The sequence below is a fragment of the Neobacillus sp. C211 genome, from assembly GCF_051842875.1.
GTDB lineage: Bacteria > Bacillota > Bacilli > Bacillales > Cytobacillaceae > Neobacillus.
This window is the reverse complement of sequence record NZ_JBPXRO010000029.1, coordinates 42,367-67,937: the sequence shown is the minus strand read 5'-3', so window position 1 is coordinate 67,937 and position 25,571 is coordinate 42,367. Positions and strand designations below refer to the sequence as shown.

The 25,571-nt window shown below is 34.9% G+C and carries 27 protein-coding genes and 2 pseudogenes; 24 read left to right on the top strand and 5 right to left on the bottom strand.

Annotated elements, in window-relative coordinates:
• The 3 genes from ACSU6B_RS22730 to ACSU6B_RS22720 form a co-directional block, all read left to right on the top strand.
• A partial coding sequence (locus tag ACSU6B_RS22730) for a squalene/phytoene synthase family protein (protein WP_410888548.1) occupies nt 1–511 on the top strand: 511 nt, incomplete at its 5' end.
• A gap of 213 nt (nt 512–724) precedes the next feature.
• Nucleotides 725–1,057: a YxiJ family protein gene (locus ACSU6B_RS22725; protein ID WP_410888547.1), complete on the top strand. Its 333-nt coding sequence runs from the start codon at nt 725–727 to the stop codon at nt 1,055–1,057.
• A 564-nt stretch (nt 1,058–1,621) separates the two neighbouring features.
• Nucleotides 1,622–1,771, top strand: a complete 150-nt coding sequence (locus ACSU6B_RS22720) for a hypothetical protein (RefSeq protein WP_173068464.1) — start codon at nt 1,622–1,624, stop codon at nt 1,769–1,771.
• Nucleotides 1,772–2,009: 238 nt separating this feature from the next.
• Here the strand turns inward: ACSU6B_RS22720 and ACSU6B_RS22715 are convergent.
• Nucleotides 2,010–2,847 (bottom strand): annotated as a pseudogene (locus tag ACSU6B_RS22715) (tyrosine-type recombinase/integrase).
• 116 nt (nt 2,848–2,963) lie between these two features.
• Between ACSU6B_RS22715 and ACSU6B_RS22710 the strand changes: the two are divergent.
• Both ACSU6B_RS22710 and ACSU6B_RS22705 read left to right on the top strand, forming a co-directional pair.
• Nucleotides 2,964–3,245, top strand: coding sequence for a histidine phosphatase family protein (locus ACSU6B_RS22710; RefSeq protein WP_410888550.1), 282 nt, complete (start codon nt 2,964–2,966; stop codon nt 3,243–3,245).
• On the top strand, nt 3,235–3,741 hold the full coding sequence (locus tag ACSU6B_RS22705; protein WP_410888549.1) for a hypothetical protein: 507 nt from the start codon (nt 3,235–3,237) through the stop codon (nt 3,739–3,741). Before ACSU6B_RS22710 ends, ACSU6B_RS22705 begins: the two co-directional genes overlap by 11 nt.
• Before the next feature lie 281 nt (nt 3,742–4,022).
• Here ACSU6B_RS22705 and ACSU6B_RS22700 read toward each other — a convergent pair whose 3' ends face one another.
• A complete protein-coding gene (locus ACSU6B_RS22700) occupies nt 4,023–4,205 on the bottom strand; it encodes a hypothetical protein (RefSeq protein WP_410888546.1) in 183 nt (60 codons plus the stop codon).
• 241 nt (nt 4,206–4,446) lie between these two features.
• On the opposite strand from ACSU6B_RS22700, the gene ACSU6B_RS22695 reads away from it, so the two are divergent.
• The 5 genes from ACSU6B_RS22695 to ACSU6B_RS22675 all read left to right on the top strand — a co-directional run bounded on the left by ACSU6B_RS22695 (nt 4,447) and on the right by ACSU6B_RS22675 (nt 7,798).
• The gene (locus ACSU6B_RS22695) at nt 4,447–4,881 is read left to right on the top strand and encodes a hypothetical protein (RefSeq protein WP_410888545.1); all 435 of its coding nucleotides are present in this window, start codon (nt 4,447–4,449) and stop codon (nt 4,879–4,881) included.
• 106 nt (nt 4,882–4,987) lie between these two features.
• Nucleotides 4,988–5,428: a hypothetical protein gene (locus ACSU6B_RS22690; RefSeq protein ID WP_410888544.1), complete on the top strand. Its 441-nt coding sequence runs from the start codon at nt 4,988–4,990 to the stop codon at nt 5,426–5,428.
• Nucleotides 5,429–5,573: 145 nt separating this feature from the next.
• Nucleotides 5,574–5,900, top strand: a complete 327-nt coding sequence (locus ACSU6B_RS22685) for a hypothetical protein (RefSeq protein WP_410888543.1) — start codon at nt 5,574–5,576, stop codon at nt 5,898–5,900.
• A gap of 198 nt (nt 5,901–6,098) precedes the next feature.
• Nucleotides 6,099–6,506: a hypothetical protein gene (locus ACSU6B_RS22680; protein ID WP_410888542.1), complete on the top strand. Its 408-nt coding sequence runs from the start codon at nt 6,099–6,101 to the stop codon at nt 6,504–6,506.
• A gap of 155 nt (nt 6,507–6,661) precedes the next feature.
• Nucleotides 6,662–7,798 (top strand): aminotransferase class V-fold PLP-dependent enzyme, encoded by a 1,137-nt coding sequence (locus tag ACSU6B_RS22675; protein ID WP_410888541.1) that lies wholly within the window; start codon nt 6,662–6,664, stop codon nt 7,796–7,798.
• A 276-nt stretch (nt 7,799–8,074) separates the two neighbouring features.
• Here ACSU6B_RS22675 and ACSU6B_RS22670 read toward each other — a convergent pair whose 3' ends face one another.
• Nucleotides 8,075–8,989, bottom strand: coding sequence for a tetratricopeptide repeat protein (locus ACSU6B_RS22670; protein ID WP_410888540.1), 915 nt, complete (start codon nt 8,987–8,989; stop codon nt 8,075–8,077).
• 257 nt (nt 8,990–9,246) lie between these two features.
• Here ACSU6B_RS22670 and ACSU6B_RS22665 point away from each other — a divergent pair, with 257 nt between their 5' ends.
• The 9 genes from ACSU6B_RS22665 (at nt 9,247) to ACSU6B_RS22625 (ending at nt 17,096) form a co-directional block, all read left to right on the top strand.
• Nucleotides 9,247–9,723 carry a hypothetical protein gene (locus ACSU6B_RS22665; protein WP_410888539.1) on the top strand — a complete coding sequence of 159 codons (477 nt, stop codon included), beginning with the start codon at nt 9,247–9,249 and terminating at the stop codon, nt 9,721–9,723.
• A 165-nt stretch (nt 9,724–9,888) separates the two neighbouring features.
• Nucleotides 9,889–10,437: a DUF3916 domain-containing protein gene (locus ACSU6B_RS22660; RefSeq protein ID WP_410888538.1), complete on the top strand. Its 549-nt coding sequence runs from the start codon at nt 9,889–9,891 to the stop codon at nt 10,435–10,437.
• 171 nt (nt 10,438–10,608) lie between these two features.
• Nucleotides 10,609–11,214 carry a hypothetical protein gene (locus ACSU6B_RS22655; RefSeq protein WP_410888537.1) on the top strand — a complete coding sequence of 202 codons (606 nt, stop codon included), beginning with the start codon at nt 10,609–10,611 and terminating at the stop codon, nt 11,212–11,214.
• A gap of 480 nt (nt 11,215–11,694) precedes the next feature.
• A complete protein-coding gene (locus ACSU6B_RS22650) occupies nt 11,695–12,024 on the top strand; it encodes a hypothetical protein (RefSeq protein WP_410888536.1) in 330 nt (109 codons plus the stop codon).
• Between the two features lie 300 nt (nt 12,025–12,324).
• Nucleotides 12,325–13,134: a TrmB family transcriptional regulator gene (locus tag ACSU6B_RS22645; protein WP_410888535.1), complete on the top strand. Its 810-nt coding sequence runs from the start codon at nt 12,325–12,327 to the stop codon at nt 13,132–13,134.
• A 12-nt stretch (nt 13,135–13,146) separates the two neighbouring features.
• On the top strand, nt 13,147–13,770 hold the full coding sequence (locus ACSU6B_RS22640) for a LysE family translocator (protein WP_410888534.1): 624 nt from the start codon (nt 13,147–13,149) through the stop codon (nt 13,768–13,770).
• Between the two features lie 40 nt (nt 13,771–13,810).
• Nucleotides 13,811–14,590, top strand: a complete 780-nt coding sequence (locus tag ACSU6B_RS22635) for a PhzF family phenazine biosynthesis protein (RefSeq protein ID WP_410888533.1) — start codon at nt 13,811–13,813, stop codon at nt 14,588–14,590.
• A gap of 366 nt (nt 14,591–14,956) precedes the next feature.
• Nucleotides 14,957–15,811 carry a hypothetical protein gene (locus tag ACSU6B_RS22630; protein WP_410888532.1) on the top strand — a complete coding sequence of 285 codons (855 nt, stop codon included), beginning with the start codon at nt 14,957–14,959 and terminating at the stop codon, nt 15,809–15,811.
• 73 nt (nt 15,812–15,884) lie between these two features.
• Nucleotides 15,885–17,096 carry a translocation protein TolB gene (locus ACSU6B_RS22625; RefSeq protein ID WP_410888531.1) on the top strand — a complete coding sequence of 404 codons (1,212 nt, stop codon included), beginning with the start codon at nt 15,885–15,887 and terminating at the stop codon, nt 17,094–17,096.
• A 121-nt stretch (nt 17,097–17,217) separates the two neighbouring features.
• On the opposite strand, the pseudogene ACSU6B_RS22620 reads toward ACSU6B_RS22625, so the two are convergent.
• Nucleotides 17,218–17,683, bottom strand: a pseudogene (locus tag ACSU6B_RS22620) (NADH:flavin oxidoreductase); the annotation flags it as partial.
• A 134-nt stretch (nt 17,684–17,817) separates the two neighbouring features.
• On the opposite strand from ACSU6B_RS22620, the gene ACSU6B_RS22615 reads away from it, so the two are divergent.
• From ACSU6B_RS22615 to ACSU6B_RS22605, 3 genes are all read left to right on the top strand, one after another.
• Nucleotides 17,818–18,579, top strand: a complete 762-nt coding sequence (locus ACSU6B_RS22615; RefSeq protein ID WP_410888530.1) for an MBL fold metallo-hydrolase — start codon at nt 17,818–17,820, stop codon at nt 18,577–18,579.
• Nucleotides 18,580–19,039: 460 nt separating this feature from the next.
• Entirely contained in the window at nt 19,040–20,353 is a 1,314-nt protein-coding gene (locus ACSU6B_RS22610) for an MFS transporter (RefSeq protein WP_410888529.1), read from the top strand.
• Nucleotides 20,354–20,799: 446 nt separating this feature from the next.
• Complete coding sequence (locus tag ACSU6B_RS22605; protein WP_410888528.1) at nt 20,800–22,035, top strand: MFS transporter; 1,236 nt, start codon at nt 20,800–20,802, stop codon at nt 22,033–22,035.
• Here ACSU6B_RS22605 and ACSU6B_RS22600 read toward each other — a convergent pair.
• Nucleotides 21,959–22,315 carry an isochorismatase family protein gene (locus ACSU6B_RS22600; protein ID WP_410888527.1) on the bottom strand — a complete coding sequence of 119 codons (357 nt, stop codon included), beginning with the start codon at nt 22,313–22,315 and terminating at the stop codon, nt 21,959–21,961. The two genes, ACSU6B_RS22605 and ACSU6B_RS22600, sit on opposite strands and share 77 nt — an antisense overlap.
• 276 nt (nt 22,316–22,591) lie before the next feature.
• Here ACSU6B_RS22600 and licT point away from each other — a divergent pair, with 276 nt between their 5' ends.
• Together licT and ACSU6B_RS22590 are read left to right on the top strand one after the other, a co-directional pair.
• On the top strand, nt 22,592–23,431 hold the full coding sequence (gene licT, locus ACSU6B_RS22595) for a BglG family transcription antiterminator LicT (protein ID WP_410888526.1): 840 nt from the start codon (nt 22,592–22,594) through the stop codon (nt 23,429–23,431).
• A 266-nt stretch (nt 23,432–23,697) separates the two neighbouring features.
• A complete protein-coding gene (locus ACSU6B_RS22590; RefSeq protein WP_410888525.1) occupies nt 23,698–25,563 on the top strand; it encodes a beta-glucoside-specific PTS transporter subunit IIABC in 1,866 nt (621 codons plus the stop codon).
• Nucleotides 25,564–25,571: the final 8 nt, after the last annotated feature.

Below are 25,571 nucleotides of genomic sequence, written 5' to 3'. Positions count from 1 at the left end.
TCTTTGTCCACCGGCAATTGTAGAGAATATTTCGAATGCCACATCTACTATGGCGAAGGGGATGGCAGACTGGGCTTTAAAAGAGTGGCGGATTAAGAATGAAGAAGATTTGAATGAATACACATTCTACGTTGCAGGTTTGGTAGGAGTTATGCTCTCTGATATTTGGAAGTGGTATGATGCTGTTGAAACGGACAAGGAACTATCAATAGCCTTTGGTCGTGGCTTACAGTCTGTCAATATTCTTCGCAATCGTTCTGAAGATTTAGAACGCGGTGTTGATTTCTTTCCCGATGGATGGGAGTTAGAAGATATGTTTATGTACGCCCGACGTAACCTAGCATTGGCTGACGTTTATTTAGAGGATATTAAACCCGGTCCGATCCTTAATTTTTGTAAAATCCCGATAGCACTTGCTCATGGTACACTTGATGCTTTAACAGAAGGGAAGGAAAAAATGAGTAGAGCTGCCGTAACTGAAATAGTTAGTCGAGTAGTAGATAGAAAATAAGATTCCACAATTTAGAGATAAATTTTTATATGTGTACTTGTTGCACTAACGGGTGCTTGAGTTCAACAAGGGGTTGCTGCGGCAGCCTTTTTTTGCTTGTTCCACTAACGGAGCAGGTTAGTGGAAGAAGAAATGGTAAAATAAAATATGTAATATTACAAATTGGTGGTGTTTGATATAGATAAAACGCAAATTTTTGAAGAATTGAATTCTATGCAACAAATTTTAATGAATCCTTTTCCTTCTAAAGATACAGATAAGATGCAAAAGGACTTCAAAAGGAAATTTTCGAAAAAAGATTGTTTAAACGCTGATTTAAACACTTATTGGATGAATATATCTGGATGTTTAAGTTATGTTCTTAGGGGAAATCAAAGCAAAATCCCTCAAGGTCAATTAGATTGGCTTAAATTATCCTTCTTTGACATTTTTAGACAATATCGGTTTTTAGAAGAAAACATCTCTAATTATCCAACATTTTACGATGAATATATGAAAAATGAAAAGACTAGAAAATTATTGTTAGAATATTTATCTTTTAACTAGTCCTTGTTAAGTGAACGGGTGCTTGAGCGAAACAAACACGAGAGGTAATAGTATGGGGCAAATAAGGTTAATGATTTCAGCAATTTTATCTTTGATTGTATCGATATTGAATTTTAAAGACCACAGATATGTATACGGTACATTAGGAGCACTTATATTTGTTTTTGTGGTAATTGAACTAATAAAACAATTAAAAAGCAAAACTGAAAGCTAAGTTCTTAAGCTAACGGTTGCAAGAGTTGAAGAACAGGGCTGTCGTTGCGGCAGCTTTTTCTAATTGTGCTAACGAAGCAGGTTAGTTGAATAAGGTAATATTTGGATTAAGATAGATATAAGTAGAAAAGTTAATAACAAGGGGTGATTTTTTGGAGAAAAATATTGGGGATGTAGATTTTTTTAAACAAGTAGTAAAAAGACTTTGCAAAAAAAACAATATTTCCCCTCAGAACCTAAATTTGAAATCATCGAGAACGTAATGGTTATTAGCATTTACTTCAGTAAAATAAGGTATATTATATTTGTTGAATAGATTCTCTTTAAAGACAGGAAAAGTAGGTGAACAAAGTGGGAAAATATCAATTGGATTCCAAAGGTCAGGTAGCTGTGACAAAGTTTCATGAAAAACAGACGCCTGCCAAATTTGATAAAAAGCAGCAACTTGAAAAAATGCGTGCGGAGTATTTGAAAAAGAAGCAAAAACAAACAGATAAATAATATGAATGAAAACATAGGAAGACTAAAATCTCCCTTTGTTTTTCTTATTCGAAGTACTTTTTTTTAATTGATGATAGAGTTTATTATTCCCAATTTTTCTTATTCTTCTTTTACAAAGCATTTCTTTTGTATGGTTTCCAATCCTTTTTTGAAAAGAAAAAGAAATAACTAATGCTTATTAAAGTAACGGGTGCAATAGTACAAAAAAGCAGCGGATGTCCGTTGCTTTTCTTGTTTTCTAAAAATATTTTACATAAAATTCTTTTCTAATACTCCCACTTAATTGAGCATAAATCCTAGTGGTTTCGCTTTTTTCGTGCCCTAGCAAACTTTGAATAACATCAATGGGAGCTCCATTGTTCAATAGGTGTGTGTCATAACTGTGGCGTAGTTGGTGTGGATGAATTTCCTTGTTAATCCCAGCCCGACTTGAAATTCGCTTTATAATGTATCTCATTTGAGCAATACTCATTTTATGCGGGTACAGTTCAGTGACAAATATTGCTGGATCTTTATCCTTCTGTTGGTCTAGGTATCGTTTCAGCCAGATTTCACAGTATATTGAAATAAACCTCCCTTTCTTTATCTCCTTTTCCAATCACTATTGCTGAGCGATTTGACCAATTAATACAATTCTTTTCAAGGAAGACAATTTCACCTATTCTACACCCTGTTGAAAACATAAATTCAAATAACGCCTTCTCCACTGGAGTAAAGCACGCTTCCCTCAAAAGCTCGATTTCCCTCTCTGTTAAATATTTTGGAATTCGTTTACCTTGTTTAGGTTCTTTGATTTTTGTAGCTGGATTCTTTGAAATATGCCCTTCTTCGTGTGACCAACGAAATATTGATTTAATGAACCGGATTCGATGAGCTAAACTTGATGGTTTTAAGTGTTCGCTGGATTTGGCTAAGTATCCTTTCAAATGATTCGTTGTCACAGATTCAATACTCACATCGTTAAAATGTTGAATGAGTAGCTTTGATTGAAGTCTATATGCTTTTAGTGTTTGTGGAGAGAACCCTTCAATCCTTTTATCCGATTCGTAAAGTTCCCAAGCTTTTGATAATAGCAAAATAAATCCCTCCTAAAATGGCTTTATTTAGAGGAATTATTGACTTCATTATAGAAATGAAAACATTAGTTATTGAACTATGGGGCCGGTTACTTTAAGAAGGTAAATAATTATTGATGTTAAATAATATAAAGAAAATTATATTGGAGAGGACAATTTTGCTTACTAATTTGTACTTTGTACGACACGCACATTCTACATATACACCTGATGAATTAGGAAGACCTTTATCTAATAGAGGTTTTTCTGATGTAGAAAGAATTACTAACATTCTTGAAAAAGAAAACATAGATATTGTCATTTCTAGTCCATACAAGAGGGCGGTTCAGTTAATCGAATTTATTTTATTCAAAATTGAAAAAAGGAGAAAAAACAATGAAATATTGTATGGTATTTGATGATACCAATTTTATTGGGGTAGCTAATGCTGAAAAATATAAATCATTCGTGGATGAAGATTGGGAGTTGGATATTCTCCTACAGCATTTTGCAAATGAAATAAAAAAAGGACATATTTTGGTTTTTCAAATGACTGAAGAAGGTATTGAACATTCTTGGAACGTTGACATAAAACTTGGAACTGAAGAAATTAATCCTAAATGCTTTCGGAGAGCTGTAGGCTACATAAGGGTAACGGATAATCAATTATATTTGGTTGACTATGGGTGCCTCACGATGGCAGCTCAGTTTGAAGATGAAAAAGTACCTGATAAAAATTGCTCAAATTATAGAATTGAGATTGATAGTGGCGTTTATAAGGTCGAAGTTATTCAATATTATAATGTTGATGAAGATGAATATATTGGAACAAATAAAACAGACATTCTATTGAATTTCATAAAGGTATCTAACTTTGAACCGATAGTCGATAATGTCTTTTGGTGTACTTATTAAGTAATTAGGAAATTTTTTACATAAACAATTCCAGTTGTAACTAACGGGGCTACAATAAAATTTAGACTTTTCTTTTTTCACTAACTGGTGCTTTACTTCAACAAGGAGTAAGGCTTTTTTTCTTGTTCAACTAAAGAAGCAGGTTAGCAAGATCACTCAATAATGAAAGGCTGCCTACATACGACAGCCTTTTAAAATACTTGTTTTTTTTATTAATGGAAAGCCAGGAGATTCATTGACATCATCTGTTTGAGTTAATTAAAAGCAGCACCAACAATTTTTTATTCTTCTAAAACAACTGGCAGGACTTCATCTTCCATTTGATCAAGAAAAACTAAGAGATTAGTTAAGTCACGAATCAGCATTTTTTTCGAATAAAGTTCGTCATCAATTACCTGGTTTAACATTGCGAGTGCTTTTACTTTAAGTATGCAGATTTGTTCCTTACGTAATAAATCAACCATATTGAATGAACCACCTAATTTAATCTTTATTTATTGTCTTTATTATAGGGCTAAAAAGGTCTTGTGATTGTGGAATACAGAATAAAAATTCCTCTTATTTGCAAAGGTTCGGAATTTAGACAAACTTATCAGGAATTCCCAAATACAATACAATAAATAACAGCGGCATTTTCTTGTTTAACTAGAAGAAGGAAACATCTCCAGTCTAATTGTATAATCATAAGAAAGGGGTGATGGGACTTTGAAAAGCATTCCGAAAAAACAGGAAATACTACTCGATGAAGAAATTGATGAACAAGAATTTGTAAGCATAATCAATAGTTTTTACAAGCAAGATTGTTATATCTATGCGATTATTCCTAAATGCGAACAAGACCTATTAAATGAACTTTCAAAAGACTTTATTGAAGTTAATAAATTCCCTTTACCTCGTTCTTTTCCACGGGAAATGGGTTGTATGGGTTATGTAAAAGACAGTTTCAAAAAATATATTTACGATTTTTATTTAAGATCCACCACAATCGACTATTTGGTTTTTTCCGAGACTGATGTATCAGACCAATTTAGTAATTTAACCAAGAAGAGTTTGGATATATACAAAATATTTGAATCCAATAAAATTCCTCATATAACCATTGGTCCCGATGGTCAATGGCTTAACGTCCTTGTATATTGAAAATCTTGTTCAACTAATGGTGCAGGTTAGCAGGATAGTTGAAGAAGGAATAATTAATTTCCATAACGAATTAGAGATAAAAAAGTACAAAATGGTGGTGTAATCTATGGAAGATTATATGGATAATGATGATCTAGAATTATACGATACTGTAATTGAGGAATTATGTATCAACCATCGTGAAAAAAGTATTACTTTCAAAATTTTAAAGCCCATATCTCGAATAGATAGACCAGGCGGGTTTACCTATTGTGTAAAGAAAGGAACTTTGAAATTTGAAAATGTTATCTATGCAAACATTCCTTATAGTTTTGAGTGGGATGAGTGGAGTGAATTTTATCGTTCAGCGGTGTTAAATACCTCTAATGTAATTGACAAGTTACCTGCTAAAGCGAAGGAAAATAAAGCTATAAAGCATATATATTTAGGTATTGATTATGGTGTTGATTATAAAGAATTAGATATTGTTTGTTCTGATTATTATATAACCTTAGAGGAAGAAGAGTATATTCTTCACGATGATTTTGATTGGCTTTATGAGGAATAACCTTATTAAAGTAACGGGTGCAAGAGTTGAAGATAAAGGCTGTCATTGAGGCAGCTTTTTCTAATTGTACTAACGTAAGCAGTATAGTTGAAGAAGAACAACTGTTAAAATAACTATAATTGAGTCGAAAAAGGTGTTGGTCATTTTGGAAACTTACCCTCAGCTTATTAATGTTTTACCTAATTTAGCAAAAATAATTAAAGACTACTTTATTAACAAATATCGAATTGACTTAGCAAATCAAGTTGATAATCTTCGAATAAAAGGACTTTGCGAGTGTGCTGACCCCGATTGTGGTTCATTTTATCTTACTGAGTATGTAGAAAACGAAGATAAACTTGAAGGTTTTAAATTTGAAGGAATAGGAACAATTGAAGTTTACGAAGGTAAAATCGGTTTTGTTGAAATTTTTCCAAGCGATTTTGGTTATGAAATACGTTCAACACTAAAGAAAAACAATTTATCTTATTGAAGTAACAAAGCAGTTTAGCATAAAAAGGAGATATAAGGAAGAACAGCGAATTCATAAAAGTAATGAGCGAAGTTAGAGGTGTATTCATTCAATACACCTGATAATTTTTGGGTCATATTATGGCAGCTTTTAATTCATTTCTTCGACCTTTTGAAAAATGTTAAGGACATCAATATTAAAATAAATGGGGGGATTACTTTGCTGAAAATTGAAAATATGAATTTATTGACGGATATTTCTCCCGAATTTTCATTTCTTGATTTAGAATACATCACAGATATTAGATACTTCATAGAGTTTGATAACATAGCCTTATTTGACGAAAGAAATCGGACAAATGTAGATATGACTTTTATCTATGATCCTAAAGAAGCCCAGAGATTTGAGGTAAAAATTCGTTTTAACAGGGTGGAAAACTTTGAGATGATAGCTGGCGGAACAGTAATCCAATTATCAGGGTTGGAAGTTGTGGATTTTCGTGATAAGAGTTGGGAGAATATTAAATTCCAGGTTCGGGGTTTTGAAAATAGGGATATTGATTTTTATTGCAATAACATCGAAATCCTTGAAGTAAATGAATCACAACTTATTGATAAGCTTTGGTAAAAATGAGATTGTGAATCGTGGTACTTAAGCTAACGGGGTGCGATTGTTCAATAAGGGCAGTCGCTTTCCTTGTTCCACTAACGTGGCAGGATAGCGAAAGAAGGAATTGTCGGTTTGAAAGCAGAATAATACAGTTATTTAAAAGGGGGAGGAAGATGAATAATCCATTTAATTCATATCGTTTGTTATTCCCTGTTTTATCTAAGTATGTACATTTAGCTAGTTGTTCTCAAGGTGCACTTGCTCAACCTGTTTCACAAGCTATTGAAGAATATCATAATAGTTTACTTTCGTCAGGCAGTAATTGGAATCAAGCGATTTTAAAAGTTGAAGCTACCAGAGAGAAATTTGCAGAACTTATTAATGCTGAAATAGATGAAGTTGCTATATTAACCTCCGTATCTGATGTTCTTTCTGCCATAGCCACTTGCCTACCGTATGAAAAAAATAAAAATAAAATTGTCTTAACTGATATTGATTTCCCTACTGTTGGTCATATTTGGCTTGCACAAGAACAGGATGGAGCTAATATCTCTCTTATGCGTTCTTCTAATGGAATATTGCCATTGGAACAATATGAAAAAGAAGTAACGGAGAATACGTTACTTACGTGTATCTGCCACGTATCTTACTATAACGGATATATGCAAAACCTTAAAGAGATTGCCGATATTGTTCATAAAAAAGGGTCTCTTTTATTTGTTGATGCGTATCAATCCGCAGGTCATATCCCAATTAATGTGAAAGAAATGAATATAGATATTCTCTGTACGGGAACACGCAAATATATGTTAGGCATACCAGGTGTAGCTTTTTTGTATATAAAGAAAGAACTTGCTGAGAATTTAAAACCTAGACATACTGGATGGTTTGGACAAGAAAATAAAACAAAATTTGATATTTTTAATTCTGTTTATGCTCCTGGAGCTCGCCGTTTTGAAACAGGTACACCTTCTTTTATTAGCATTTATGCAGCATACGAGGCACTTAATTTGTTGCTTAAAGTTGGGATAAATAATATTCAATCATACTTGAAAGATTTAGCTGAATTTACTAGAGGATTTGGATCTCAAAAAGGATTAAAAGTTATTGGTCCATTATCAGCTGAATTTAGCTCAGGTATGACCTCTTTTTATATGGACAATTCTCTAAAAATCGAAGAGATACTAAGAGAAAAGAAGATTATTGTTTCTGCAAGAAAAGATGTAATAAGGATGGCTCCTCATTTTTACAACACAAAGGATGAATTAAAGTATGCAATCACTGAACTAGCAAATTTGGTAAATAGTTAACAAACTATATCTAGAGTCTTGTTTAACTAGTCGAGATTGTCATTTAGATCCTACTCTTCTTTATGCTGCTAACAGTGCAGTTTCCAGAAATAAGCAAACTGATTTTTTATTTATAAATCGTTTATGTTTGTGAATAAATGTACTTAAACTAACGGGTGCTTGAGTTGAATAAAGGGTTGTAACGGCAGCCGTCTTTTTTTAGATAGGCTCTGTTAAATAATATGTTGATTTTTTACAGACAAAGAAAAAACGCTTGAACCAAACGTTTTTTTATTATTATTCTTGATATTCAGGATGGTTATGACGTTTACATCCAAAAAGATAACAAGCCGTCTCTATCGATGTTTCAAATTCCATTTTGGGAAAATAACCTTCTGAAATTCGAGCATATATTTGTCCATACTCTTTCTTTTCAGCAATCAATTCTTTAATGCGTTCTTGCTTATCACTTTCGGTCCAATCCTCATCGCATTCTTCTTCATGCATATCTTTGATTTCTTCAATTTTTTCATTTATTGTTTCATTAAGCAATTCTTGAGCACGAGTTGGATTATTTAGATTTATCAACGAGTAAACATATCGACTAATCCAATTGGGATTTTTTGCATAAACGTCCCAACCCTTTTCAAACCATAGTACAGCCTCTTCGTGACGGTTCAACTCAACATATAAGTCAGCTACATCAACCTCACCGACAAATTCATCATCCTTTTCGGAGAATGTATCGAGTTTAAGTTTAGCCTCATTTATATTTCCTAATTCAATTAAACACTTTATATGGCTATACATTGCCCAATCGGAAGGTTCCGAGCCAAGTAGAAAAAAGTTTGATGCATCTTTTATTTGTCCTAGATGATAATGAGCAACACCTAAATTATTATAAGCGATTCTAGTAGGATGGATAGCAATAGATTTCTCCAATATATCTTTGGCTTTTTCCCACTTTTCTAACCTCAAATAAACCTCAGCTAATAGATTGTATGGAAAATGAGATGTTGGATTCATATTAATCGCTTCTTCCAACAAACCAACGGCTTTCGAATCATCATATTCTTCATAGCAATAGATCCACGAAAGATTAGTCAATGATTGAATGTCCCTGGATATTTTTACGGCTTCTTGGAACATTTTTAATGATTCTTCATAATTATTCTCTTCAAGTAATTCAATCGCATTTTGATTGATATTCAATAAAATCGCCTTCCTATCCTACTTAGTCGGTTAATCTAATTTTAGCATTTAATTCTATGCAGTATGAAATTTTGATTTACGAATACTTCGTATGTTTCTTCAACAGGAAATTGAAATTTTCCCTAGTAATTTCGGTTACGAAATACGTTCAACACTAAAGAAAAACAATATATCTTATTGAAGTAACGAAGCAGGTTAGTGAAAGAAGGATTATTTATCTGGTTCAAGGAAAATAATCCTTAATAGGGGGTGATAAAGTGGAAACAAATGTTTTATTTTATAAAATTCATAAGGGAACGGTTTCAACTGAGGATTATGTAAATTGGTCTCACAGTCTTTTAGAAAAAAATGTATCATCACCATCCTTAAATATTCTTTCTTCATTTTCATTTGATGATAATCTATTTGAAGTCGAAGTGTATTTTAAAAGAGCATTAGAAGAGTTGGCAATTAAAGAACCAACCTTTGAGATATGTGCAAGAGCCTACATAGGTCTTTTAGCAAATAGAATCATAAAGGCTAATGACTATACAAAGATATTTGACTTGGCACAAATGATTTTTCAAATTGTTGCTACGGAGTTAGATAGTTCAGATGACCTGTCATTTTGGTTTGAAATTAGTGAAATGATTGATAGGCTTGATTTTGATGATAAATCTTTTGTGTTGAATGAAGACGATGTAATATCAAGGATAAAGAATGAGGCTCAAATCTTACAGGGATTAAATCATTGATATTCCTTATTGTGCTAACGGGTGCTTAAGTTAGATAAAGGGGTTTCTACTACTACATTTATGCAGTCTTCTTATAATGGGCAAAAATGTCCACAAAACCTACACAAAAATTTGATATAAATGTGTTATACATAAAGAAATAAAGTATGTGGAGGATTTTACATTATGAAACAATGGTTTACTCATAGCCACTCAAAAAAGAAATTAAGGGGATTAAAAAGAAAATGTCGTACTTTTTCCAACTATATAACTGAAAAAACTGAATATTTTCCACTACCAAAAAACAATGACCCATCTTATCCAGGTTACTCTACCCTTCAAATTTGCTTCGATGACTTCTTTCCTGATTCTAAAAAAACACCGAATTCTGTAAGGAAATTTTTTGTGCAAACTATTATTAATAGAATTAAACTTTTGATTGATATGAAAACAGAGTCCCAGAGGGAATATAGAGTCTTTTGTACTTTCCCTTTGCCAAATTTAATTGGTGCTCAAATTACGATTCTTTTTACGAAAAAAGGTTTAGAAAGTTTTTATGAGGGCTTGTTTAGTCAAGAGGCAGATGGTCATCGACTGATTTCTTTAAATCCAGACCTTGAAATTGAGTGGGGATTACACCTGCCCAATGGGGTAGATGTTAAAGGATTTAGAGCAGACGGCGAAGATAATGATTATCCATCAGATGAAATATGGTTAATAGGGATATTGAGTTAAATACCTTTTGACAACACCGTTTTGTCACAACCTTTCGTTATTAGGGTGGTTGTTTTACGTTTGCAGTTGTTGAACTAACGAAGCAGGTTAGTTAAACAAGGGTTGAAACTTATTCGGCAGGGAAACGTATATAAAACTAAGTACCAACCTTAATCATAGAAAGGATATATTATGACGGATTCAAGAAATAAAGATGAAAATGAAAAAAACTCCTTACAAAAACGCATTTGGAACTTTATGTGGGGAGATTCCCCACTTCCAGAACTACTCGACATAAATACTAAATTTAGTCCATTCGATAAAATTCTCAATGTTACTTGGTTCGTTTTCTTAATAATCTCATTTGTAACCTCTTTGTTATCTATACACATACCTCTGTACCTTATCATTACGCTTCCAATTGTAATACTTGCGTTGTGTTGTATTATCATCTTGTTTCGTAAAGAGTTCGGAAAACAGCGTTTTATCCACCTGGCTATAACCATTTTTATGATGTTACTCTCACAAGAATGGGTTGATTTAACTTCCTATTTAAAAAATAATTATAAAACTGTTGAGGGAATTCCGACTAAATTTGAGTTTCATATGCCTCGGACTGGTCCAAGACATTGGGAGGTCATTGTGGATGATGTTAATTTCTCTATGCCAGAAAAAATTAAGGGTGAATCTTCCGAACGATGGTTTGTAATACATTACCTCCCTCATTCTAAGTTTATAATCGATTATAAAATCCTAACAAAAGCAGACACACGAACAGAACTACAAACACTTAAATAACTTGTTCTTCTTCAGATAACGGAGGGCAAGAGTTGAACAAGAAGTTACGGTTAGATACATATTCATAGGAGAGTGTAGAATTATGCTTGAACTTGTTAAAGAAATATACTCACCTAGTAAGTCATATAAAGTGGAAATTAATAAACGTTTGAAAGATGGGCTTTTAGAAATTGACGTTTATTTTTAGGATAGCGAATGGGAAACTTGACTACAAAAGTCCACAGAATTTTCACTTACTGACAACATAAACAGTGCATTGGCAATTGCTAAAGAAAAACTTAAAGTTTATTCAGGCGAGATAATTGAATAGATTAGGCAATTGTGAACCAATTCACTTAAGCTCACGGGTGCTTTACTTTAAGATCAGGTTGCTGCGGCAGCCTTTTTCTTATTGTGCTAACTGGCAGGTTAGTTGAAAAAGAAAAAGGAAGAAAAATCCATTTCCTTCATATATAATTAATAACAGGGAGGGGGTTTTGTATGATAAAAAAGCTTTTAATGTTTTCTCTTATTTCCGTTTTATTAACTGCTTGTTCAGAGGATAAATTGATGAATTTCGTTGGAGTAAGTAAAAATTGGCAAGTTAAATATTCAGTAAATGTGTTTGACGAGAAAAGTGAATCATCAAAAGTTACAATAAGATATATCGGGGAAAAGCCAGTTCCTAAAAAGATAAAATATACTGTTGAAACTGCTACTGGAAAAACGGGCGGTGAAACTTCTATCGAGAATGGGGTATTGGTAACAGGTGAAGATTCTTGCAGTGGTTGTTCAATTACCCAAGAAAATGAAAAAATAACAGCACCCTAACTTGGAATGATAAAACTGAAACCGTAAATTTAAAAAATAATGAGAAGATACTTCATTGATCTTCATTTACTCGCTTTCCTTTTTTCAACGGATTATTTATATTTTGACAACAACTGGACTGTTTTGACCAGTCCTTTTTCATTACTCTTATTTAACTAAAGGGCAGGTTTGTAGAAGAAGATGTATTAAATATTTTAATTCTAGTGGTGAGGAAATTTTCTCACTTTTTTTATTTTATTGACAAGGAATTTTATTTTATTTGTAGTAGTAATACATATCACAACTATAGAGGAGGTTATTATGGAACATTTAATTGAGCAATTTGAAGAGATTGGATTTTCAAAAAATGAAGCAAAGGTTTATATAACATTACTTAAGGAGCCTGCTATTAATGGTTATGAAATAAGTAAAAAGAGTGGTGTGCCACGCTCGATGGTTTATTCGGTCATTGCAAAATTAGTATTGAAAGAAGCAATCATGGAGCTCCGAACCGAACCACCGACTTATACTCCAGTACCAGTAAAGGAACTAGTCATGAATCGAAAAAGGCAAACTGAAGAGACACTTACCTATTTAGAGAAAGAACTGCAAGTTATTGAAAAACCTGTAGAAGTGAATGTGATTAAGCATATTGAAGGAAGAAATCAAATCATTCATGCAATGCAAAAATTAATGAAGGCATCAAATGAGGAGATTTGGCTTTCTGCTTGGGAAGAGGAACTGGGGGATTTGCGTAGTTCTGCCGAAGAACAAGGTAAAAAAGGAATTGCAATGTATTCTCTACTCTTTACAAATGTAGAAACATCATCTTTTGGAAATGCGTTTTATCATCGTGAATATTCGGCTTCTGTTGAAAAAAATAGAATGAGCCAAAGATTAACAATTATTATACAAGATAATCAAGAGGTACTGATTGCGGCTTTTGTTGATGGTCAAATTCCACAGGCTATTCAAACAACTGAACCAATGTTAGTTCTCTTAGCTAAGGAATATATTCGCCACGATATGATGATGAAAGTTGTTACAGACAAATTAGGGAATGACAACTTTAATTCATTATGGCAAGGAAGTGATTTATTTACTTATATTATTTCCAACACGAAAAGATAAGGAGAAGTTTTTATGTATGCGGAAATATTTTTGATTGGTATTTTAGCAGCTTTATCACCTGGACCTGATTTTGTTGTTGTTATGAAAAATAGTTTAGGAATAGGAAAAAAATATGGCATTGCTACAGCATTAGGTATTGCAAGTGCGTTAATTGTTCATGTTACTTACACCATTTTGGGTTTTTCAATCATATTAGAAAAATTTCCAATTCTTTTTAATATCATTAAACTTACTGGGGCTATCTATTTACTATGGTTAGGGTATAAAGGTATTCGTTCGAAGGCACAACCTGAAAGTTCAAATGAAATAAGCGTTGAACAGAACTTGCAACCCTCTTTAAGACTGGGTTTTCGTGAGGGATTATTATGCAACCTTTTAAATCCAAAGGCTCCTTTATTTTTTTTAAGTGTGTTTTCTCAATTTCTCGGACACGACACTCCCGATTGGATGCGTTGGGTTTATGGTGGAGAAACCATTTTAGCTATTGGTCTTTGGTTTGTCTCGCTAGCGATACTTATTTCAAATAGCTATTTTAGAAAACTCTATAAACAGTATATGCATTGGTTTGACCGTGGACTTGGTATTATTTTAATTATTTTTGCGGTTACTATCGGGATAACTACGTTTTCAAGTTAATGGGAGGTGTTAATTATGAAAAAACAAGGAGGTCTCAATAATGAGATATTATGTTGTAGATGCATTTGCTGACAAGGTGTTTGAAGGAAATCCAGCTGGAGTCTGTATCATGGAGGAGTGGCTTCCAGAAGACACTATGCAAAAAATAGCTATTGAAAATAACCTTTCAGAAACAGCATTTGCTGTGAAGGAAGAAGATGGCTATCGGTTGAGATGGTTTACACCTGGAGGAGAGATAAATCTATGTGGTCATGCAACATTAGCTACTGCTTATGTCATTATGAATTATGTTGAAACTCAATTGGAGACAGTCCGATTCGATACGATGAGTGGAGTGCTTACCGTAAACAAAATAAATGAACTGTATGAAATGGATTTCCCTGCAGTTGTTTCAAAAGAATTCCCTGTTACTAAACAGATGGTGGATGCTCTAGGAACCACACCGATAGAAGTTTATCTGAATAGAGATTTTTTATTAGTTTTAGAGTCAGAAGAAACAGTGAACAATCTAAATCCTGACTTTTCAAAACTGGAGCAGCTACCAGAGGGTCTTGGAGTTATTGTGACTGCCAAAGGGAATAAATATGATTTTGTTTCAAGAGCGTTTTTCCCGAAGTTAAAAGTAAATGAGGATCCTGTATGTGGCTCGGCACACTGTGGCTTAGTACCGTTTTGGGCGGAGAGACTAAAGAAGAGTGAAATGGTAGCAAGACAGCTATCTAGTAGAGGTGGTACGCTTTATTGTAAGCATGAAGACACACGAGTAAGGATGGCAGGAAAAGCGGCACTCTATTCAATAGCCGACATAAATATCGGATAAATGCTGTTGAAGTTGCTGTTGGATTTGTTGACAAATAACTTACCATTGTTGTTTTGTACAATATATTGAATGCTAGAAGCCGAAAAACCACTACTTAAATTAGTGATTTATCGGCTTCTTTTTTAAAGAATTAGTTTGTCAACAGCCCTTGCGGCATTTCCTCTTCTTATAGTAGGGTCAGTTTGTGAAGAAATGTACTTAAAGTAAAGGGTGCGTTACTTGAAGAACCAGCTGCCATAAATGGTGGCTTTTTTGTTCTTCAACTAACGAAGCAGGTTAATTCAATAAGAGATTATTATTTTTGCTAGTAAAGGGTCAGCCTGGGAAAAATAAGCTAACTAAAATACCCTAGAGGCTGTTGATTAAATGAAAATAAAGTATTTCTTAACCGTATTCGTTGTGTTGTTACTTTCCATTGTTCCAGTGGCATCTGCTATGGTACCATTAAGGGTTTTTGTAAATGGGCAGCCAGTATTTGGCATCCCTCCCATTGTGAAAATCATAGATGGGTCGCCTTTCGTTTCAATTGAAGCAATCAGCAGCGAACTTAAATTGGATGTCGAATATGATGAGAAAAGCAAGACCCTTCATATTTCTAATAAAAGAGAACCTCAATCGAAAGTTGTGGCAACGTTAAAGAAAACTAATGCGACTCTTTATGCCACAGAAAGAGAAGGAAATTTAGAAAAATTTAGGTTGGAGCTAGATGGAGGAATAAGATGGTTCCCAAATTGGAGAAGTTCTTCTGCACCTGCATTTGGTCCAAGTTTATTTTTCGAAGATATTAACCAGGATGGAAAAGAAGAGTTAGTCATCATATTAACAACTGGACACGGCACAGGAATAAATATTACAGAAGCACATGTACTACAGAAAACGAAGACAAACATTGGATATATATATCAGGAAAAGTTAATTGATAACCCAGTAGCGGTAATCAACAAGTATGTAAAAACAAAAAAGTTATCTAACGACAAAGTTGAGATAACGATAGGTAAGACGAAAACCAGCGTTACTTTTTATGAATATTTAAAACATGAGGAGATTGTTTTTTCGGTATATAAAAACAATCTTGTGGTTTATATGAGTGGTCAAATTTCTCCGCCAATAGAAGGTGGAATTCTTATTACCTATGAATTCCAGGATAATATGTACCAATCGAAAAAGATCGAATATCTAAAAAAACGACCAGATTTTAATACAGAAAGTTCATTTCAATAATGCATCTGTTCATTGAATATTTTGAGAATTGCGTTTAATGTTCAGGACAACCTACAAAGCAGGAGGGAATGACATGGTGTTTCGGATATTAGTATTACTGATATTTTTCTGTTTTCATTTTTCGGTGATGGTTGATGCGGAAGTGCCGCTCACTGCTGCCTTTATCCGTGACCATCAGCTATGGATCAAAAAAGGCGATAAAGAAATACAAGTCACAAAGGGGCGATATGTTTATGGTCAGAAATGGTCCTATGATGGTCGTTTTATTGCTTATATTGATGGTGACGAGAAGGGAGAAAAAACGGATTTATTCATTTATGATACCAAGGAAAAAGAAAGCTATCAGCCTTATGTAAGGGTGGAAACATCATACTTTAAATGGTCTCCAATAAAAAATCAATTAGCTTACCTTTCTGGACGTGTAATGAACGTAACAAAAATGAAGAATGGTCGTCCTCAAGGCTTTGAGAATGTTTCTTTAGGTGCGAGTTACTTTGAATGGTTTCCTAACGGGATAGAATTACTAGTTTCTTCTCAATCCTGTATGCTTCCTACAGGCTGGGGGCCAATACCGCTTTTTAGAGTCCCAGTTGATGCAAATATGGATGCGAAAAAAATGATGCCTTTTTACAAGATTCAAACTAAAGAACCTGATTTGTTTGGGACTGATACTAATTCTTTTAACTGGAGTTATGATGGTAAATGGGTTAGTTTTCTATTGGTTCCTACTGCCTCCTGGTCGATGGATAGTAATACGTTATGTGTTTTGTCATCAGAAGGAAAACAATTTCAGGCGGTAGGAAAAATGCTGTTGAACGAGGACTGGATAAAGTGGTCTCCATCAGCAAATCACCTAGCCTATATTTCGGGAGAAGGAAGATTTTTTGTTGAAAACAAGAAAACTACAATTGCAGACATGCCGACCACTAAGCAGCAAAAGGAATACACACCCAAGGGTTATGTAGACCTTGATTTAGAATGGTTCTCACCAGATAAAGTGGTTGTGGCCCGTGCAAAAGAAAACAAAGAATGGCATGAAGGGCCTGTTCCAATTATGTTCACAACCCTTTACGTTATCAATATTAAAACCGAAGAACAAAAACAAATCACCTTTCCAAAGAAGAATGAACTTGACGTAAATCCTCAAGTTGTTGGGTCGTATCTTACTTGGTTTCGCAAGAAGGGCAAGGAGTTTAAAGGTGATGTTTGGGTGAAGGATGGTTTAAATGGTCAGGAGTATATATGGCTTAAAAATGTTGATTTTGCACCACTTTTTTTACACTGAAGTGAAGCGTCTTTAAAAATAGTAATACAATTCTTTTGCTTATATGTAACTGGCTGCCCTTTTCGGCGGCTTTTCTTATTGAAGTAACGTAAGCAGTATATGGTTTTGAAGATACATCATCAAGTGAAACATGGATGTAATCCAAACCCTGTTCAACCAGACGGTCAATTAATTCATAGGCATCTTCCATCCCATAACCGCCATTTTCTTCGGGTGATATTCTATACCCTAAAATAAACGGCTTTGTTGCGTGATTCTTAATCACATTTTTCATTTCCTGAATGACTGCCAATGGGAAACGCAAGCGATTTTCTAGAGAGCCACCCCATTCATCCTCACGTCTATTGAAGAAAGGAGAGAAGAAGTTTTGAAGTAAAAATCCGTGTGCACCATGAATTTAACACCATCAAAACCAGCTTCATTAGCTCGTCTGGTTGTGTCTCCAAAAGCATGAATCACTTCTATTATTCATCATGTGAAAGTTCTCTAGGTAATACTGAAGGAGCAAATGCAGTAGCTTCAGTCTCTACAGCACTGGAACTAACCACCTCACCATTTGGAGTTAAAGATGGCAGTGCTTTGTTGCCATTTATTTAACTCCTTTCATAAATAAAGTCAAACCGCCAAAAGACTTTACTTAATCTATGTACCCGTCATGTGTCCATAGTTTAAACTATACATTGTTCAGAGGAAATTTCAAAAGATAAAGGAGTTAATAAATATGAATATACATCAAATTCGTAATGCAACAATTGTCGTTGAATATGCGGGAAAGAAGTTTTTAATCGATCCAATGTTATCAGAAAAAGGGACTTACCCGCCTTTCCCTTCATTAAGAAAAAACAACTCAAATAATCCTTTAGTTAGTTTACCAATATCCATTGACGATATCATTCATAATGTTGATGCTGTTATTGTCACTCATCTACATTATGACCACTGGGATGATGCTGCTAAAGAAGCGCTGCCCAAAGAGATTAAAATATTTTCCCAAAATGAAGAAGATGCGACTGAAATTCGAAATGAAGGCTTCCAAAATGTAGAGGTTTTACAAGAGAATACAGTCATTGAAGGAATCCAATTAATTAAAACAAAAGGCGAGCATGGAAGAGGAGAAATCCTAAAGGCTACTGGTCTAGTGTGCGGCGTTGTCTTCAAACACTCAACTGAGAAAACTTTATATGTAGCTGGAGATACTGTTTGGTATGAAGCTGTTCAGGAAGTAATTGAAACACACAAACCAGATATCATTGTTGTCAACGGTGGGGATGTTCAACTTTCTGAAGGTGGTTCTCTAATTATGGGGAAAGATGACATTTATGAAGTTTATAAAGCAGCTCCAGATGCAAAAATCATTTCTGTCCATATGGAAGCTGTTAATCATTGGACACTATCAAAAGAAGAATTAAAAAGCTTTATTAATGAAAAAGGAATCTCCTCGAATGTTTTAGTACCTGATGATGGAGAATCATATTCATTTTAAAGAATCAGAGCAGACAGAAATTGTAGTTTTAATTTTATATGAGTGGAAAGACAATCATGTCAGTTGAAACCAATTAAGAATTAGTTCGTCGTTTTTATAAAGCACTTTTCCAAACAACCAATGTGTCTTCCTCTCTTAAAAATCAAAAGCATCGTCTAGTCCGGTTCTTTATGATTTGTCTCCACTAGCATTGTCAGTGAAGATTTGTTGGCATCCGATTTGTGGTAAAGCATCCTTTTGTTGGATAAAGTTCTGATCTTGAATAGAAACTCAGATTAATTGTGAATGTTAATTTTATTTTGTGCAGTTTCTAAGCATTTATTTGTTCTGTAGTATACAAGGAGCTCATGATTATGTAGTTGATAATCATGAGCTCCTTAATTATTTATTGAACGAAACCTTCTAAAAGAGGATGGACAAGAAAGTGCAAAAAAATTATTTTGTTAGGAAGTGTAGTTTTATGGTAACTAAAACATGGGATACAAGTAGGTCAAAACAGCATCCTGTTTGGTTGCAAGGTTATCTTGATTCAACAGACAAACAAAAACAGCTCTATAAAAAAACATTAAGAATTTTGATCCTATCACAAATCTTTGGAGGGGCAGGACTTGCAGCTGGTATAACGGTTGGCGCACTTCTCGCACAAGATATGCTAGGGACGGAAAGTGCAGCAGGGATTCCAGTTGCCTTACTCACTTTAGGATCTGCAGGGGCCGCACTGCTTGTAGGCCGACTTTCACAGCGTTTTGGCCGTGGACCAGGACTTGCAGCCGGTTTTCTTGCTGGTGGACTGGGTGCGGTCGGCGTTATAATTGCTGCCTTAATCAACAGCGTCGTGCTTTTATTCACTTCCCTGCTTATTTATGGAGCTGGTACCGCCGCAAATATGCAAGCGCGCTATGCCGGTACAGATCTGGCGACAGCTAAACAGCGGGCAACTGCTGTGAGCATGGCCATGGTTTCTACTACCTTTGGTGCTGTAGCGGGTCCTAACTTGGTCGATGTGATGGGAAAATTTGCGGATTCTATTGGTGCTCCAACTTTGGCTGGCCCCTTTATCTTAGCGGCTGCGGCTTTTATCCTTGCCGGATTGGTTCTCTTAATTTTTCTTCGTCCAGACCCTTTGATTGTATCTACAGCCATAGCGAATGCCCAGGGGGAAAACCGCACTGTGCAGGCAGAACCAAATTCCGAAAGCTCTATAATAAACAAGAGAGGAATTGTCGTGGGCGTTATAGTAATGGTTTTGACTCAATTTGTCATGGCGGCCATTATGACCATGACACCGGTCCATATGGGACATTATGGTCATCGTTTGGGAGAAGTGGGGTTGGTCATAGGTTTTCATATAGGCGCCATGTACTTGCCTTCGCCTCTTACAGGGATGCTTGTAGATAAAGTTGGTCGTACTTCAATGGCTGTTGCTTCTGGTGCCACGCTTCTGGCCTCTGGTATGCTGGCAGCTTTTGCCCCTGCAGATTCAATGGTACTACTTATCTGTGCGTTAGTACTACTTGGTGTTGGCTGGAACTTTGGCTTAATAAGCGGAACGGCTCTCATTGTAGATGCAACACATCCATCTATTCGTGCAAAAACACAGGGATCTGCTGATGTCTTGCTTGCATTATCAGGTGCCACCGGCGGTGCGTTATCAGGATTGGTAGTCGCTCATTATAGTTATGCGATACTATCGCTTTCTGGAGCAATTCTGTCACTGTTGCTTATTCCTGTAGTTGTTTGGTCTCGTAAGACTCCAAGCAAAGAATTGATATAAAATTTTTCTACTTGCATTAGCTTTTGATTAGTTAGACTATCAATACAGAGTTTTATCGAGCAAGATACGATTATATTCTAATAAATAAAGGCAGCTTTCGGTAGGAAGTTGAAAGCTGCCTTTATCATATTTCTTCGTCCCGTGTTCAAACAGGGTAAATCCTATTTGAACAATTTTAACTGTAGTAAAATCAAGGTACCAATTATAAGTGAAGGTGCAGGCGATATTGGAAAGTAATTTCTGGATTGGATTGATGCTAAGGTAAAAAGCGGAGATGTAGCAAAAACTCCGACCTTCGCCTTCTTAGGTGTAGTCGGTTCCATTATGCTAGAGCTTGTATACGGTAGTAATGATGAAAAACGGCTGAAGGATAAATTAGAGCCTCTTGGACAGTATTGTGGAGAGGTATTTCACATCAATGATTATACAGAAAGAGGTGTTTAAATATGAAGAAAACAATTAAAGAACAAAAGTTGGTATTAATTATTCTTTTAAGCAATATATTCATTGCATTTCTAGGTATAGGTCTCATCGTCCCCGTTATGCCATCTTTTATGAATAACATGCATTTATCGGGAAAAACGATGGGCTATCTTGTCGCCGTACTTGCGGTGGCACAACTACTTATATCACCGCTCGCAGGACGATGGGTTGACCATTATGGCAGAAAGAAAATCATCATAATAGGCTTGTTTCTTTTTGGTGTTTCAGAACTTATCTTTGGTCTAGGCACGAATGTATCAGTGCTTTATATATCAAGGATTCTAGGGGGAATTAGTGCCGCCTTTATTATGCCAGGTGTTACTGCATATGTTGCAGATATTACATCTGTTCAGGAACGGTCAAAAGCGATAGGCTATATTTCTGCCGCCATTAGTACTGGCTTTATTATCGGACCTGGCATCGGTGGCTTTATTGCAGAATACGGTATACGTATGCCCTTCTTCTTTGCGGCAGGCATTGCCTTTTTAGCATGCATTTCATCAATATATATCTTAAAAGAGCCTCTAACAAAGGAACAGCTTGCAGAAATTTCTGCTAATACAATGCAAACAAACTTTATAGGCGATTTCAAAAGATCACTTAATCCGCGTTACTTTACTGCCTTTATCATTGTATTTGTACTTGCTTTCGGTTTATCAGCATATGAAACAGTTTTCAGCCTATTTTCTGATCATAAATTTGGCTTCACGCCGAAGGAGATTGCAGCTATTATTACAATCAGCTCAATCTTCGGAGTTGTTATGCAAGTATTTATGTTTGGAAAAATGGTAGATATACTTGGTGAAAAGAAACTGATCCAATTATGTTTAATTATAGGTGCAGTATTGGCGGTGGCGTCCACTGTAATCTTTAGCTTTTTGGCAGTGCTGGCGGTAACTTGCTTCATCTTCCTCGCATTTGACTTGCTTCGCCCGGCATTGACGACTTTTTTATCAATAGCTGCCGGGAAAGAGCAAGGATTTGTTGCAGGAATGAACTCAACCTATACGAGCTTAGGTAATATCGGTGGGCCTGCGATGGGTGGAATATTATTTGACGTAAACATCCACTATCCTTATCTTTTCGCTGCTGTCATTATGGTCATTGGATTCGGTATTACAGTTATGTGGAAAGAAAACCAATTGGGAGAAAGCTTAGCGAAAAAAATAGAAAAGCACGAGGCACCTTTGGAACAATAACTACAACCACTACCTTGGTTACACCTTTTGCTTTTAATTTGCTTTCTAAATCAGTCTTTAAAAAGCTGTTAGGGAAATTTTTTACGATAATATTTTCGTGTTCTAATGGCAGAACAGTTTCAGGTAGTTCAACTCCCTCTGTATTTGGAAGAAAGAAGCCTAATTCAGGACTACTTGCGATATGCTGAACATGAAAAATATTATCTTTGTTATTTTGTCTAAACCAATCAAGAACTTTAGCAGCGTTAGCGGCTGCTTTATCAGGATTGCTTAACTCCATCTTTCCATTTGGAAAAATTTCTTAATAAAATTCTCGATTATGGAAACTACACTTTGTATCTATCCATACAAGAGACTAATCAACAAAATCCTTTGACTGTCAGATGATTAAAACATTTACTGAAATTGAAAAAATAAGTAGTTGACATCGTTTTCATACGAAGATACAATAACACTATCAAAATAATTGGATAGTTACTGTCAGGCAGGCTATACTGATTTTTGTTGCTAGAATGGTTTCATGTTTTATTGTATAACCTTGGAGGCAAATGAAATTATGAATATAGATAAGGTTATTAACAATAATTTAGTTCGCTCATATAAAGATGGTAAAGAAACCCTTGTGATGGGGAAAGGTCTTGGTTTTAAAAAGCAGAAAGATGATTTCATTGATGAAACGTTAATAGAAAGAATTTATGTCATTGAAGGAGAAGAAAATAGTAATTATCTAGAAGTATTACTGTCTAATATTCCTTACACATATGTTCAAACTACAAATGAAATCGTTAAATATGCAATCAATTCCTTAGATAAAAAGTTAGATGATACGATTTGGTTAGGTCTAACCGATCATATATACCATGCGATTGATCGTGCTAAAAAAGGGAAAATAGTAAGAAATGTTTTATTATGGGAAATTAGCAGGTTTTATAATCATGAATATCTAATCGGTAAGGAAGCATTGAAAATTATTGAAAAGCGACATGGTGTAAAACTTAATGATTCAGAGGCTGGATTTATCGCATTACATTTAGTCAATGCGCAAATGGATGATAACGTAAAGATCCAAGAAACGATGGAAATGATTCGTAGACAAAAGAAAATAATAGATATAGTTAAATACCATTACGGTTTAGAACTTAATGAAAGTTCAATACACTTTGACAGGTTTTGGACACATATTAAATACTTTGTTAGAAGATTATCTAAAGGAAAAGAAAGTATCAAAGAAGACCTAGGATTTTTAGGTGTAATTAAAAACAAGTATCCGAATGAATATAAATGTGCGAAACGAATTGAAGAATATGTTCAAAAAGAATTCAATTGTGAATTGACAGAAGATGAACTTATTTATCTTGCTATCCACATTAGAAGAGTGATAGGAGAAAGTGCATAACAATAAACAGGTTTTGCTATGTGGGATTGTTACGAAAGGCTATACCCACCAGTTAAAGAATGAGATCCTAAGTTGATTTCCTTCTAAAGCTGGTGGGTTTTATTTTTGAAAAAAGTAAAATAATAAATAGTGAATTTGCTTCGTGGGATTGTTACGAAAGGCTATACCCACCAGTAAACGAAAGGAATCATATGTTGATTTCTTTCCTTTGCTGGTGGGTTTTATTTTTGAAAAATCTATCAGGAATTTAAAAAGGGGGAAGTTATATGGATTTTAAAAATCTAGCAGCTACTATTTTAGAAAAAGTTGGCGGAAAAGAAAATGTTTCATCAGTAGGGCACTGTGCAACACGTCTACGGTTTAATTTAAATGATGACAAGAAGGCAGACACCGAAGCAATAAAAAACACAAAGGGTGTTGTTGGTGTGGTCAACAAAGGAGGACAATATCAAGTCATTATTGGAAATGATGTTTCCAATGTATATAAACAGCTAGTCAAGTTAGGAAATCTTAGTGATGCAAGTAGCAGTGATACAAAAGACAGGGAGAAAAAAGGTGTTGTTGCAAAAGTATTAGACACCATTGCTGGGTGCTTCTTCCCTATTATTCCAGCTCTCGCCGGAGCTGGTATGTTAAAAGCATTACTGGCATTATTAATAGCACTTAAGTGGATAACCGTTGAATCTGAAAGTTATCGGTTTATGAGTTTTATTGCGGATGCAGCATTTTATTTCTTACCATTACTGTTAGCAGTCTCAGCTGCAAAAAAGTTTAATGTTAATCAATATATGGCAATGGGAATTGGCGGAATTTTAGTGCATCCTATGTTTATTTCAATGGTGGGTGCGGCCAAAGAGGCTGGTACAGGATTACATTTCCTCGGTATTTCGGTTCCTCTAGTTTCATATGCAACATCCGTTATACCAATCATTTTGGCAGTCTGGTTAATGTCTTATGTAGAACCCTTTTTTGATAAGATTGTGCCAAATTCTATGAAGCTAATGATTGCTCCATTGTTAACTTTAATTGTTGTAGCCCCAGTGACTTTGATTGTGATTGGACCATTAGGAAATAATCTTGGTCTAGGACTTGGAGCAGTTATTAATTTTCTCAACACTTATGTGAGCTGGTTAGTTCCAATGTTGGTAGGTACATTTACGCCGTTTTTGGTCATGACAGGTATGCATTACGGCATTATTCCTATCGGTATGAATATGCTTGCAACAAGAGGCATTGATACAGTTGCAGGTCCAGGAATGATGGTTTCAAATATTGCTGAAGGTGCAGCATCATTAGCTGTAGCACTTCGTACAAAGAATAAAGATATTAAACAACTGGCTTCTTCCGCTGGGATTACAGCGGTTATTGGTATTACAGAACCTGCCATGTATGGTATTAGTTTAAGATTCAAAAGACCATTAATTGCTACGATGATTGGTGGCGGGGTTGGAGGTCTGTTTATAGGAATTATGGGTGTTGGAAGATATGCTCAAGTTGCTCCAGGTCTATTTTCATTGCCTAGTTATATTGGACCGGATGGTTTTTCAAATTTAATTTATGCATCTATTGGTTGTGGCATATCGTTTGTTACAGCATTTATTGTTTCATATATCCTTGGCATTGAAGATCCAGTTGAAGAATCCATGGAGAACAAATCTGAAACCAAAAAAGATATTACTTTGGATAATGTAATCTATTCACCTCTCAGAGGGAAAGCAGTTGAACTTAAAGAAGTAGATGATGCTGTATTCTCAGAGGGAATTTTAGGGAAAGGTGTAGCGATTATTCCGGAAGAAGGAAAGGTTTTTGCACCTATTGATGGAACAGTAACAGCCTTCTTTGATACACATCATGCAGTTGGCATTACAGGTGAAAATGGATCAGAAATTCTCATTCACGTCGGAATTGATACAGTCAAATTAGGAGGTCGCCATTATACGCCAAAAGTGGCAAAAGGACAAATAGTAAAAAAAGGTGACTTATTATTAGAATTTGATATTGATGCAATTAAAAAGGAAGGTTATCAAGTCATTACTCCATTTATTGTAACAAACTCAGCCGATTATGCAGATATTTTAAGTATCACAGGAAAAGATGTACAACCAGGAGAAGCTTTACTTAAATTAGCTTAATAATGGTG

Bases quoted from the DNA above. Each gene is read 5' to 3' on its own strand.
- ACSU6B_RS22705 (WP_410888549.1), top strand. From the start codon at position 3,235: ATGGTATTTGATGATACCAATTTTATTGGGGTAGCTAATGCTGAAAAA.
- ACSU6B_RS22700 (WP_410888546.1), bottom strand. From the start codon at position 4,205: ATGGTTGATTTATTACGTAAGGAACAAATCTGCATACTTAAAGTAAAA.
- ACSU6B_RS22675 (WP_410888541.1), top strand. From the start codon at position 6,662: ATGAATAATCCATTTAATTCATATCGTTTGTTATTCCCTGTTTTATCT.
- ACSU6B_RS22600 (WP_410888527.1), bottom strand. From the start codon at position 22,315: ATGGAGTTAAGCAATCCTGATAAAGCAGCCGCTAACGCTGCTAAAGTT.
- ACSU6B_RS22625 (WP_410888531.1), top strand. From the start codon at position 15,885: ATGGTGTTTCGGATATTAGTATTACTGATATTTTTCTGTTTTCATTTT.
- licT (WP_410888526.1), top strand. From the start codon at position 22,592: ATGAATATAGATAAGGTTATTAACAATAATTTAGTTCGCTCATATAAA.
- ACSU6B_RS22590 (WP_410888525.1), top strand. From the start codon at position 23,698: ATGGATTTTAAAAATCTAGCAGCTACTATTTTAGAAAAAGTTGGCGGA.
- ACSU6B_RS22610 (WP_410888529.1), top strand. From the start codon at position 19,040: ATGGTAACTAAAACATGGGATACAAGTAGGTCAAAACAGCATCCTGTT.
- ACSU6B_RS22635 (WP_410888533.1), top strand. From the start codon at position 13,811: ATGAGATATTATGTTGTAGATGCATTTGCTGACAAGGTGTTTGAAGGA.
- ACSU6B_RS22725 (WP_410888547.1), top strand. From the start codon at position 725: ATGCAACAAATTTTAATGAATCCTTTTCCTTCTAAAGATACAGATAAG.
- ACSU6B_RS22710 (WP_410888550.1), top strand. From the start codon at position 2,964: ATGTTAAATAATATAAAGAAAATTATATTGGAGAGGACAATTTTGCTT.
- ACSU6B_RS22615 (WP_410888530.1), top strand. From the start codon at position 17,818: ATGAATATACATCAAATTCGTAATGCAACAATTGTCGTTGAATATGCG.
- ACSU6B_RS22690 (WP_410888544.1), top strand. From the start codon at position 4,988: ATGGAAGATTATATGGATAATGATGATCTAGAATTATACGATACTGTA.
- ACSU6B_RS22650 (WP_410888536.1), top strand. From the start codon at position 11,695: ATGATAAAAAAGCTTTTAATGTTTTCTCTTATTTCCGTTTTATTAACT.
- ACSU6B_RS22630 (WP_410888532.1), top strand. From the start codon at position 14,957: ATGAAAATAAAGTATTTCTTAACCGTATTCGTTGTGTTGTTACTTTCC.
- ACSU6B_RS22640 (WP_410888534.1), top strand. From the start codon at position 13,147: ATGTATGCGGAAATATTTTTGATTGGTATTTTAGCAGCTTTATCACCT.
- ACSU6B_RS22660 (WP_410888538.1), top strand. From the start codon at position 9,889: ATGAAACAATGGTTTACTCATAGCCACTCAAAAAAGAAATTAAGGGGA.
- ACSU6B_RS22655 (WP_410888537.1), top strand. From the start codon at position 10,609: ATGACGGATTCAAGAAATAAAGATGAAAATGAAAAAAACTCCTTACAA.
- ACSU6B_RS22645 (WP_410888535.1), top strand. From the start codon at position 12,325: ATGGAACATTTAATTGAGCAATTTGAAGAGATTGGATTTTCAAAAAAT.
- ACSU6B_RS22605 (WP_410888528.1), top strand. From the start codon at position 20,800: ATGAAGAAAACAATTAAAGAACAAAAGTTGGTATTAATTATTCTTTTA.